Source organism: Agrobacterium sp. AGB01 (assembly GCF_014851585.1).
Lineage (GTDB): Bacteria > Pseudomonadota > Alphaproteobacteria > Rhizobiales > Rhizobiaceae > Agrobacterium.
Genome location: NZ_JACVAB010000007.1, coordinates 1 through 12,124 on the forward strand (window position 1 = coordinate 1; position 12,124 = coordinate 12,124).

Here is a 12,124-nt window from a genome sequence, read left to right on the forward strand (position 1 = left end):
GTTGTGCAGCCCAGTCGGCAGCCAGAAGCAGAAGACCACCCATCAAGGCAGACGGTATCAACGCGACACCGGCCCCGCGCGTCAGCCGTCGTGCGATCTGTGGTGCAGCCAGTGCAATGAAGGAGATTGGTCCGGCTGCTGCGGTGACGATGGCCGTCAGTGCCACGCCAAACACCATCAGCAAGGCGCGGGTACGGTTGGCATGAACACCGGAAGCTCGGGCAACATCATCGCCCATCTCAAGCTGGCGCATTGGCCGTGAGAGGAATAGTGTCAGCGGTGAGACGATGGCCAGCACGATGACAACAGGCAGAAGCTGCTCGAAGCCGAGACCGTTGAGCGAGCCTGCCCCCCAGATGGCAGCTGACATCGCCACCTGCAGATCGGCCTCGCGGATCATCCATGTGTTGAAGGCCGAGAGAATGGCCGCCACGCCAATACCGACGATGATCAACCGAAACCCCTGCACGCCACGCCGGTAGGCAAGCAGATAAACGGCCATCGCCGTGATGATGCCACCAATCAACGCACCTGCCGCCGTTAGATAATAACCACCCGACAGAAGCAACATGACAACCAGTGCCCCTGTATAGCAGCCGGCCGAGAAGCCGATGATATCGGGCGAGCCCAGCGGATTGCGGGTGAGTGACTGGAAGATCGCGCCACTCATGCCAAGTGCCCCACCGAGCAGGAAGGCCAGCACCACCCGTGGCAGGCGCCATTCCACCACGATCATCCGCACCATATCATCGCCTTGGCCGGCGAGTGCATTCAGGGCGTCAGACAGGGCAATCGGATATTTGCCGCTCAGCAGTGATGCGACCGTGATGATGGCAGACACAGCAAGAAGCAGCACCGCCACCACACATGCACGGCCATCAAGCCGCAATGATATCAGCCCGGATAGCAGACGAAGCGGAAGGCTGGCCCGGCCAAAGTTAATGGAGGAATGTGGTTTATGCATCATATGCCACTCGCTTGTCTGCGCCGTGCAAGCAGGATCAGCACTGGTGCCCCGATGAAGGCGGTGACGATGCCAGCTTCGAGTTCGCCGGGGAACAAGATCAGTCGTCCAGCAATGTCGGCGAACAGCAACAGCACAGGTGCATAGATCATCGTCAGCGGAATGATCCAGCGTTGATCGGGTCCAACAAACCAGCGCACCACATGCGGCACCATCAGCCCGACAAAACCGATTGGCCCACCGGCGGCTGTTCCGGCCCCTGCCAGCAGTGTCACGGCAATCAGGGTCAAGATACGGGCCTGCAGAATGTTGACACCCAGCGAACGGGCGAGATCATCGCCCATCGACACGGCATTCAAGGGACGGGCTGCGATCAGGGCGATCAGCACGCCAGCCCCGATGAAGGGCGCAACAGCAGCAACAACGGCCATGTCACGCCCGGCAATTGAACCGATCGACCACATGCGGATCGCATCAAAAGCGGATGGATCAAGCAGGGTGATCGCCGAACCGATGCCACCTAGCACCGCAGCAATCGCCACGCCTGACAGAACCAGCCGCACCGGTGTTGCACCATCACGGCCAGCCGCACCCAGCGCATAAACAACCGATGTGACGACCACAGCACCGGCAAGGGCAGCCCAGATATAGGCATCGATCGACTGCCAGCCCAAAATGCCAACCGCCATCGTCACGAAGAACGCCGCACCGGCGTTGACGCCCAGGATGCCGGGATCAGCCAGCGGGTTCCTCGTCGCCGCCTGGATCAGCGCGCCTGAAACGCCAAACGCTGCCCCGCACAACAGACCAAGCAACGTGCGTGGCAGGCGGTAGTCGTGGATGATGATGTGTTCAGCCGAACTCGCATCATAGGACAACAAGGCATCCATCGCTATCACTGGCGGCAATGCACGCGCGCCAACAAGCAGGCTGGCTAAACTGAGGGAAGCCAGCGCAATGAGGCCGATGGCCAGCAGAGACCATCGCACCATTTTTATCGTTGCTGTCGTGCGGGGGTCTTGCTCAACGCGAGTTGCTACAGGGGACGCTGTACTCAAACCCGAGCCTGCCCTTCGATCCAATATCCAATCGCATCAATGCGTTTTTTGTCAAAACCGAGTACATCGCGGAAATGCGCCCTGCAGGCGGATGCTGCCTTGGCCTCACCGGCGATATAGATGTAACCCGGTCCGGTCGGCAGTTGCGTGATCTCACCGGCAATGCGCGCAAGCTCTGTATAGCCCGGCCGCTCGGGTTTCAGGCCATGACAATTGTGCCAGTGAACAGATGTATCTGCCGCTGTTTCGATGTCCTGACGGTCTTCGTCCGAGGGAACCTCAACATGGGCAATCACCCTGAAGCCAGCCGGCAATTCCTCCAACACGCGGCCGACTGCGGGAAGCCCGGTAATGTCAGTCAGCATCAGCAGCCATTCACTACCCTTCGGCATCCAGAACCGACCCTCGGGATTACAGATGCCAACAATATCGCCAACTTTTGCATTCATCGCCCAGGATCCAGCGACACCACCTTCGTGAACGACGATATCAATGGTCATCTCCCGGCTGGCCGCATCCCAACGCCGGATCGTATAGGGTCTGTTTGGACAATGTTTTGATCCGTCTGGCCGGCCCCACTTGCCGTTCTCCATAAGAACAGGAAGTGTCACCGGCGTGTCTGGATCTGGACGCAGTGCAAGCCGCACCCACTCATCGGGATGGCCGCTTGGCAAAAGCCGCTCGCCACCCTCCAGCTTCAGAACAACCCGGATCATTGCCGGTGTGAGACGGACAACTGAAATCGTCTCCGCCAGGAAATTGTCCTCGATATAGTGATCATGATGCGCGTGATCGTTTTGCCCCGAAAGGGCCGCAGCATTGGTGGTCATATCGTTATCTCCCCACTCGTGTGGCTGCTTCCGCAAGGCGTGGAACAAAGCGGGGAAAACCGTAGGGAATGGACAGCACGCTGAGCGCAGATGTCGACCAGACATCGACAGGGTCTTCCAGTGCCACATAGGCACCACTTTTGACCGAGCCAAGCGTATGAAACAGCGGTTGAGCCTCAGCCGCTGCACGAGCGCCCTCACCGTACCACATGATCAGAATATCAGCGTCAACAGACGCTAAATTCTCAAGTGACACAGAAACAGATGTTTCCTTAGGCGCAGTTTTTGCCAAGTCGCTTATGCCCTGCGACGGCACCATGCCCAACTCCATCAACGCCTCAACACGCGGATCTCTGGGCAGATATACGACGACACTATTGTTGCCGGGAAAGTAGGTGCCAAAGGTAAAACTCTTACCTTTCAGTTCGGGGTGAGCGTTGCCAAGGGCACGAAGCATGTCATTCGTCTCGGCGATAAGAGCGCTGGCGTCATCGCTCTTACCCAGCGCCTCTCCGATAACAGTCATCTGTTCACGCCAGTCTGCGCTCCACGGCGCACTGCGATACACCACAGTCGGCGCGATGGAAGAAAGGCGCGCATAGGCCCTGTCGTCAATGCCGGAATAAACCCCAACAATCAGATCGGGCTTTAGAGCCGCGATCTGCTCGTAGTCCAAGTCGCCACTCAACAGCACAGGTGGATTTCCTGAGATTTTCTCTTTGACCCACGGAAACATACCGTCAGCAAATGCACCGTACTTCGTCATCGCGACCGGTGTCTTGCCAAGCGCCAACACAGCATCCTCGCCGCTCCAGCCAAGTGTCACGATGCGTTGGGGATCGTCTGCGATCGTTGTTTCTGCAAGTTTGTGTTCAACAGTTAGCGGGAAGGCAGCAATTTCCTCCGCTAAGGATGATGTTGGCACTGCCATTAAAAATGTTGCACAGATTAACAGGCTGCCGGATGCTCGAAGCTGTTGGAGAAACACGTGACCTCACGATACTGCAATATGGATTTTTTGGCTTGATGAACGGGTGGGGAGACCTACAGTCCCCCCTGTCTCACAGCTAGAAAGTTGCCTTCGCCGTCAGCAAGTAATTTCGAGGTGCTCCAAACGAATTTGAGCCTTCGAATCCACCAATGCTTTCATAGAATTTGTTGTCGAATACATTATTGACGTTCAATTGAAGATCAAAATTGTCATTGACCTTGTAGCCAACGACGAAATCAACGACGGCGAAAGGTTTTTGCACAACCGGCGTGACACCAAGTTGCGGAGATGTATCTTTCAGCGAAACTGAAGTCATTTTGCTCTGCCAGCGTAGAGCACCGCCGACGCGCCATTTCTCCCATTCACCCGGAAGATGATACGTTGTTGACAACTTGAACTGATGCTGAGGAAGAAATGTATTATAAAGGTCCCCGGCTACGCCAGTGTTGGAATCCTTTGTGACTTCGGCGTGTGTATACGTATATCCCGCCATCAAGTTGAGGCGCGGAAGTATCTCTCCCGAAACCTCGACATCGATCCCTTTGCTTTCAACTTCCCCAACAGCACGGTAGCACTCCCAACCAACAGAGCATGATGCACTGGAAAGCGACTCCGGAAGGTTTTCTTGGAGCGTATAGAACAAGGATACGCCCACATTTAAACGTTCATCGAAATACGTACCTTTGCCACCAATCTCATAGTTCGTGCCGGTAACGGGATCCAGTCCGCCACCGGAGGCGCTTACATAAGTGGATTGGGGTTTGAAAATACTCGTGTAGCTTGCATAGACCGAATAGGTATCGTTGAGCTGATAAATCAGACCCGCATAAGGAGTGAAGTGGGCATTTTCTTTGTAGCTTTGAGATGTAATCCAGCCTGCATCATCCGTTTCACCGTTGAAATCGTACCAATCATAGCGGGCTCCAGCGACGAGTTTCAAATCATCCGTCAACGAGAACCGTCCGGTGCCATAAATCGAAGTATTCTTAACTTCTTGAGACCGTGACCACTGCCCCCAATACCCTAAAATATCGGGAACAGGGAAAGAGGAAGGATCCCAATTGTAGGGATCTATCGTAATCAGATCGAAGCCACCTGTAGATGTGTTGTAGGCGGACCCAACGTCAAACCAACTGCTCGTTCTATGACTGGCACCGAAGACAAGCTCATGTTCTCGCCCAAACAATTCCACAGGACCAGTTGCATAAGCATCGACGCTGCGCTGATTTCGTTTGTAGTTATAGACGCCACCGCGCAGCGCATACACGGTGTTGCCGTCCGCGTCATATGTTGGTTCCTGTAGAAACGAACCACGCATGTCCATTGTGGTATTTAATGCACGTGCAGAAAGCTTGGCTGACCAGCCGTTGTCAAATTCATGGTCCAATTCAATAAAGCCGCTCACTCCCTCCTTATCCCAGTAACTCCACGTGGGAGAAAGGCGGGTCGAACGTGATATGTCCAAAAACGAACCATCGGGGTTGGTGCCCAGCCCGTTCCAGTCTGCGCCGGGATTGTCCTCGCGATTGTAGTAGCCGCCGACGCTGAGAGTGGTGCTGTCCCCTACATCGAATTCAAGTGTGCCATAATAAAGCTGGCGCCTGCTTTCATAATCACGAATGAAATTATTCTTATCCTGCAGACCGGTCACAAAACGACCTCTGATTGTGCCGTCTTCATTGAGTGGGCCACCGACATCCAACTCACCTCTGTAATTGGCCCAGCTGCCGATACTGGTTGTTACCGATGTTTGTGCTGTTTCAGTTGGTCGTTTGCGAACAAAATTCATTGTGCCGGATGGATCACCTGTTCCTGTGACCAAGCCAGTTGCTCCGCGCACAACCTCAACATGGTCATACATCGATAAAGTACCATCGGTGAACGTGTCAGGTTCGTAATTTACCGGCAGACCATCCAATATGAAATTGTCAATCATGAACCCGCGGGCATAATATCTTTGGCGCTCACCACCCCATTTACGCAGGTTCATGCCCGTTGAATTTCTGACAACATCTTCAACCGTCGTCATTGCCTGATCATTCATTTTCTGACGTGTGATGACCGTTACGGCTTGGGGTGTCTCGTGGACGGCGAGAGGCAATTTGGTGGCAGCACTCATCGCACCAGTCGTATAGGATCCAGTACTTTCGGTCACGGAATTGCCGGCACCGACCACCGTGATTGCATCCAGCACGGTGGAGTTTTCAGGATTAATTTCGATGTTTGCGGCGTCCGTGGTGGCGGATACCAATGCCGCGCTTGAAGGACCCGTCGAGCGAATGCGGACACCCGTTCCCTCCAGCATCGCCTGAAGTGCATGGGCTGCCGGCATTGATCCGGAGACGGAGCGCGTCTTGATCGATTTTGCCATGTCAGACGTGTAGCCAACCTGCCAGCCGGTGGCGCGGCTAAACGCATCGATCGCTGTTGGCAGCGCCTGTGCTGGAATGGAGAACTGGATAAGGCGTTCTGCTTGTTGGGAAAAGGCCGCAGGTGCCGGTATCGCAAAACTGCCGCCAAGGACCGTCGAACCCAACAAAACAGTAAGGACGCGCGATTTCATGAATGTCCTGATCCGCGTGCCGTCCTGTGTCGTCATACCCCGATACGCCATTCCAAATTCCCTCAAACTGATCTGAAGCACGTCCACACACCGCGTGAAAACTATGCCCTCGATCTCAAGGACGTTTGGATTTGGTGCCGTCACAAAAAAACTTGAGAAATTAACGCAAGATCAAAATATCGCCCGGAAGTCTGGTGACATCAGCACCGACCGACACCGCCAGTGTCCGGATCGCGGCCTCCGCATCAGCAACGCGATAGTTTCCATTGACAAGCACATCGGAAAATCTGCCCGATACAACGATGACTTTGCCGCCGAAGTAACGCTCAAGATCGGACAAGGCGCGACCAAATGACCGGTCACGAAAAATTATGCTGCCCTCCCGCCACGACAATGACTGTGCAACATCGACCAGCGCGACAGGAGAGAGCTCGGATTGTGACGCAACAATCATGTTTCCGGGGGTTAGCATCGCCTTATCCTGTTGTTGCGCACTGCGTGTAATTTCCACACGTCCGCGCTCCAACGTCACCGTATCTTGCTGCACATCAGTAAAAACGGAAAAGGCAGTGCCCTTGACCTCAACCTCGGAGAAATGCGCTGCAACGACAAACGGATGATTCGGATCATGTTTGACATCGAAATATGCTTCACCCTTAAGAAGGGTGACATGGCGCTTGCCATTCTCAAAATCGACCGCGATGGCGGAGGCGGTGTTCAATGTCACACTGGAGCCATCGGCCAGTGTGAACGTTTCTCTTGCCCCGACCGGGGTGATATAATCAGCTGACCATTGGACCATGAAGCCCGGTAGCTGTTGCCACAACACGCTACCTGCGAGAATGACTGCAGCTGCGAACGCACTTGCCCATCGCACGGGAACTCGTCGTCTGCCCATATGCATCTTTGCGACCTGACAGTCTTTTTGTTGTCGCACCCGGTCGGCGACCGTCGCCTTGTGCAGCGATGGCATCGCCTGCATGCGCGCAAGATCATCAATTGCCTTTTGTCCGGCGGGATTGCTTGCAATCCAGCGCGCAAAATCATCCAGCGCTTCAGCGCTGTTGTCCTCTTGCAGCCGCATGAACCATTCAAGCGCCTCATCCGAAACAGGATCCGGATGGCTGTCATGCTTGGGGCTTTTTTGTCCGTCTGCCTGTTTATATGTCATGAGAACATCCGATAGCTGACGAGCAGATTCCTGTATCTACGGGACGTTTGAGACCCGGTGCTGTCACAAATTTTCTCGCTGTTGCAGCTGAGTATTTCAAATTCGAAGATAGGTGCGGGTGCCGATAGATCATAGCCTCAACCTTTCTCGAATTTCGACAAGGCCTCTCGGCAATGCCCCAACACAAGCTTCACATCGTTATAAACCGTGTTGCGAGACACCCCTATATGGTCCGCGATTTCCTGATAGGTCCAGCCGTCAATCTGAGACAATGACCACGCTTGTCGGGAACGAAGGGGCAATTCTGCCAGAGCCACTTCAAAGATGCGTTGGCGCTCCCGCTCCAATATTTTTTCTTCTGCCGAAATCTCGTCGGACGCTACATCGGCAATCCCGCTCTCATCCCGCTCGATATCTTCGAATTGCTCGCGAAATTTCAACTTGCGTTTATGGTCGAGCGCCAGATTGCGCGCGGTCTGGTAAAGATAGCTCTCCAGATTGTCGATTGGCTTCGCTTCCAGCGCCTTGTGAACTTTGAGATAGGTTTCCTGCGCTAAATCTTCTGCAGTGTTGGGATCACGCACGATCCGAAGCACGGTCCACATCAGTGACCGCCTGTGTATCGCGAATATAGCACTGAGAATTGCGGTCAATTTAGCGACCAGTCGGGTTGGATGAAACAGACGCAGGGAGTTATGTCGCGACTTTCGGCTATGTTTTTGGAACGCTTGGTAGGAAAAATGTGAATCCCCATTGGCATGCGATTCCGCAACGATGAACAGAAAAACTAGCATCGCCCCTAACACATCAAATTTGACGATGAAAGTCCACTTTACGTCGTCAGGGCATTTCTACGCTGCAAACGGGTTCGCAGTTGGGTCAGTATCACCTCGTTGATCCCCAAACACGAGAATTCGGGACTAACTGGTTGGCAGAATGCTCGGCCATTCCTGAGCACCGTGAAGAACGCGCAGAATACGAACTGCTGATTCCGTCGCTGCGTACGCTAAGATGTATGGTGTACCGTTGATCACGAGTTCGCGTGTGCCTTCGACCCGGCCAATACGACCACTTGCTGGGAAATCGATCAACCGACGAGCAGCAGCGCTGATCCGTTCGTCGACAAGGATGGCCGCCGACGGATTGTCCGCCTCAATGAAGGTGAATATGGCGCCGCGATCGGTTAGCGCGTACGCAGACCAATTAAGCTTCACGACTTATGCGTCATCGCATTGACGCGCGCAGCTGCCCTGCGCTCTGCAAAATGAGCTTCTGCTTCCTCATCCGAAACATCCGGGCGAGTATCATTTATTGCTTCGAGTACCTTGGCGCGAAACCAGGCATCGTGAGCCTCATTGCCCGTCAGGAGTTCAAGCGGCAGAGCTCCCTCGTTGGCGGTCCGCGTGAGCAATATTCGGACTGCGTCCGACACTGTGAGGCCCATACTCTCAAGTACGGCGGACGCGCGATCCCGAACCTCGGCATCGATACGAGTTTGGACGAGTGCGTTTGCAGCCATAGTCATCTCCTTTTGAAGGCACCGTACTGCAAATGAATGACAAGATCTATAGCGTCTATCGTCCATGAGCTTGCTGCGTACTCTTAAGAGAGGTTTGCTCTTGATGGGTAGTCAAGAGATCCATGCAGCACGCAAAAATCACTCGAACGCAACATCCTGTCGGTCACGGAGGCTTCCACACCGGCTTAATCTCGACAGTTGAGGGAGGGGACGACGGCATCCGTTCGTCGAGCGAGCGCCCAATCGCCAGTTTTTCCTATGTTTACGATTGTGGATCGGAGCGGAGCGATGCATTTAACGTCGAATTGTCGCTATATCGAATAGCATCGTCTGGTAAGACAGATATTCTCTTCGTTTCGCATCGACCGCCTGCAGGCGATGGCACCGGCCAAAACTGTCGTCGTACCCTATCTCGACACGTTGGAACGCCTCTTGTTCGTGCTTTCAGATTTTGAGCTAGGGACCGCATCCAGAAGCTCACTCGACTACTTCGAAAACCCTGCGACATGGTGGCTTTCAAGAGGTGCAGAGAGCGTGATTTTTCTGCAGCAGGGCGGGCCCAACGACGTTCCCCCTCCCCGCGGTGGAGCGCCCGATGGACCAATTGATGGTCCCACGGGCCGCCGTCGGATAGCGCTTGAGGAAGCCCCACGGAAAAAAACTCCTATGAGCCGATTGGCTCCTCACTTGCGCGCGCCGCACGGGATGATCGACGATAGGCTCCTCCCGGCTGATCCGACATCCCGTGACGACGAACGGGGCGCCTTTGTTGCCGCGTCCGGTTCTTATCTGCAGCTCGAATGGAAGAACTCCGCCGAGGATCTTTGGTCCAAGGCGGACTGGATACTCCTTCCCTACGTTCATCCAGTCATTGATTCGACCCGCAAGCGATTTTTGTCGGATGTCAAAAAGGCGCTTGGCTTCCGAGGAAACGACAAAGCGAAACTCGAGAAGCGCATCCTGGAAAAATTAAGGTCTGTCGAACGCGCAAAGATACTGGTAGAAATTTATAATCGGCATTTTCCGGGGGGACACAACGCGATCTCGATGTCGCTTTATTCCGGGCCATTGTCGCGAGCCGAAGAGACAAGACGCATCCCGGGGTTTCCGTTACGGTCGTGGCGCTCTTCCTTGGAAGAGCCCGCTTATGGTCGACTCCATTGGCAAGATACAGCTATCGGCTGGTTAAGCACGGGCGACGCCGCACTCCGCCATGATAAATGGCGGCGGCCTTGGCTGGATTTTTTCGAGGACTTCGGCGACAGAATTTCGGTCATGACATTGCCGCATCACGGATCGGCCAACAACTTTCACGCCGACATACTCAAATTCGGAGCGCTACAGTTCGCGCTCGCGACTACAGTCGAATCCCGTAATCGCGTCGCTCGCCTGAGAGAGACACTTGGCGAGGTGGAGAGGATGGGTATCCGGACCCGCGTCATCGACGACAGACGATTGGCCGCCTTTACAATCATCTGCGAGCGCAGCATGCCCTGAAATCACGCGTTCGCAGCCCTAAGAGCACACCAGGAAACCAGGTGAGGTTTTGGTCTGCGTCATGCACCCCTACGACCGACCTGTGGGCGACGGGAGTCGTCCGGACAACATCGTTTTCCCGCCAAGTATAAGGGCGGCGATCGGATCCACCACAGGGGAAGCCGAGCAGGTTTGCGGGAGCTGGGTGACAAGCTCAGGCTGCACGTCGGCACAAGTACTCGATTTGTTGCGTGCTGGTGACCACCGCGGTCCAGTTGTCGTTGCAAGCTGAGCGTTCAAGTGGTAGCGCGACTGTGTACCTTTCGTCTCAACGTAGGGTGGATTTGAGGGGGCCGGAATGTCTAGTGAAGTCATATTCGGGCCTGGCCTTCCCAGCCTTCCCGAAGACCTTCTTCTTGCAAGGGATCAAGGACGCGTTCTTTTCGTCGTCGGCGCGGGCGCCTCATACCCGAAACCGACCCAGCTCCCCGATTTCGGCGGGCTCGTCGCGAAAATCTACGACATAGTTGACCCTTCAATGTCTTCTGCCATGGCAGCCGTCTCCAAAAAGGGCGGCCCTAAATGGGATGAGGTCACCGATCTGCTCAGCCACGAGCAGAGAACGGAGTTGAAATTCTTCTGCCAGCGCGAATTCGACGTCGTTCTTGGCATGCTCGAGCGTCGGATAGACGGAGATCCGAGCAAAGAAAGTACGATGCGTCGAGCAGCGACAGAAGTGCTGTCGCAGACGATTGAACCGAACCCCGTTCATGATGCGCTGGTGCGCCTTGGGCAGCGCTATGGTCAAACGCTCCTCGTTACTACCAACTTCGACAGGCTCCTAAGCGAGGCTGCTTCGAAGCTCCGTGTCCAGCATGAAGCCTTCGCTCGAGGCGAAATACCTAATCCCAGTAGCAGCCGGGATTTTGGTGGTATCCTTCACATTCATGGAAAACTCAGCTGGCGTAAAGAAAAGGGGTCCGCGCTAATTCTGACCGATCAAGATTTCGGGGACTCATATCTCCGGCGCAATCTCATCACGTCGTTCCTGTATGACGCCGCAAGAATTTTTCACATCGTGCTTGTCGGTTATAGCGCAAGTGATTCGCCGGTCCGCTACCTTCTTAATGCGATCGCTGCTGACGAGCGGCACTTTGTGGATCTTAAGCGGCGTTACGCCTTCGTTGGTTGCGAGCCGGGTGATGAGCGGATGGCCGTCGAGTGGCAGAGCCGGGGGATCACACCAATCGTCTACGACAAGGTCGACGAACATAAGGCGTTGAGTGATATCTTAGTGCGATGGGCGGACATCATCCCCGACAGACGGAATGAGAAGGCGACGAAGTCCTACCTGAAGAAACTGGCTGCCCTCGACCCAGACAGTACCGAAGGTTTGGCTGCCCAATCGTTTCTCAGATATTACGCGCGGAGGTCCACCCCGAGCGAACAGGCCGATCTTGCGCGAATCCTTTCTGGAGCCAACCGATCGCCTCGCTGGCTAACGTTTTTGAATCGGGTTATCCGCGATTCAGGGAGAGGGCGCTGAAATGCC

The 12,124-nt window shown here is 54.8% G+C and carries 11 protein-coding genes; 2 read left to right on the plus strand and 9 right to left on the minus strand.

Going from position 1 to position 12,124, the window contains the following annotated elements:
- The 9 genes from IB237_RS20895 to IB237_RS20935 form a co-directional block, all read right to left on the minus strand.
- Positions 1-967: iron chelate uptake ABC transporter family permease subunit (locus IB237_RS20895; RefSeq protein ID WP_192490663.1), on the minus strand; the 967-nt coding region annotated here is incomplete at its 3' end.
- On the minus strand, positions 964-1,956 hold the full coding sequence (locus tag IB237_RS20900) for an iron ABC transporter permease (RefSeq protein ID WP_192490664.1): 993 nt from the start codon (positions 1,954-1,956) through the stop codon (positions 964-966). The genes IB237_RS20895 and IB237_RS20900, both read right to left, overlap by 4 nt.
- A gap of 62 nt (positions 1,957-2,018) precedes the next feature.
- Positions 2,019-2,852, minus strand: coding sequence for a siderophore-interacting protein (locus IB237_RS20905; protein WP_192490665.1), 834 nt, complete (start codon positions 2,850-2,852; stop codon positions 2,019-2,021).
- Between the two features lie 4 nt (positions 2,853-2,856).
- Complete coding sequence (locus tag IB237_RS20910) at positions 2,857-3,783, minus strand: iron-siderophore ABC transporter substrate-binding protein (protein ID WP_192490666.1); 927 nt, start codon at positions 3,781-3,783, stop codon at positions 2,857-2,859.
- Positions 3,784-3,919: 136 nt separating this feature from the next.
- Entirely contained in the window at positions 3,920-6,406 is a 2,487-nt protein-coding gene (locus IB237_RS20915; protein ID WP_192490667.1) for a TonB-dependent receptor, read from the minus strand.
- Between the two features lie 160 nt (positions 6,407-6,566).
- Positions 6,567-7,577 (minus strand): FecR domain-containing protein, encoded by a 1,011-nt coding sequence (locus tag IB237_RS20920; RefSeq protein WP_192490668.1) that lies wholly within the window; start codon positions 7,575-7,577, stop codon positions 6,567-6,569.
- Positions 7,578-7,714: 137 nt separating this feature from the next.
- Entirely contained in the window at positions 7,715-8,230 is a 516-nt protein-coding gene (locus IB237_RS20925) for an RNA polymerase sigma factor (RefSeq protein WP_192490669.1), read from the minus strand.
- A 267-nt stretch (positions 8,231-8,497) separates the two neighbouring features.
- Positions 8,498-8,791, minus strand: a complete 294-nt coding sequence (locus tag IB237_RS20930) for a type II toxin-antitoxin system RelE/ParE family toxin (protein ID WP_192490670.1) — start codon at positions 8,789-8,791, stop codon at positions 8,498-8,500.
- Positions 8,788-9,096 carry a type II toxin-antitoxin system RelB/DinJ family antitoxin gene (locus IB237_RS20935; protein WP_192490671.1) on the minus strand — a complete coding sequence of 103 codons (309 nt, stop codon included), beginning with the start codon at positions 9,094-9,096 and terminating at the stop codon, positions 8,788-8,790. Before IB237_RS20935 ends, IB237_RS20930 begins: the two co-directional genes overlap by 4 nt.
- Positions 9,097-9,762: 666 nt before the next feature.
- On the opposite strand from IB237_RS20935, the gene IB237_RS20940 reads away from it, so the two are divergent.
- Positions 9,763-10,593: a hypothetical protein gene (locus IB237_RS20940; protein ID WP_192490672.1), complete on the plus strand. Its 831-nt coding sequence runs from the start codon at positions 9,763-9,765 to the stop codon at positions 10,591-10,593.
- Positions 10,594-10,930: 337 nt separating this feature from the next.
- Positions 10,931-12,118, plus strand: coding sequence for an SIR2 family protein (locus IB237_RS20945; protein WP_145167293.1), 1,188 nt, complete (start codon positions 10,931-10,933; stop codon positions 12,116-12,118).
- Positions 12,119-12,124 lie beyond the last annotated feature (6 nt).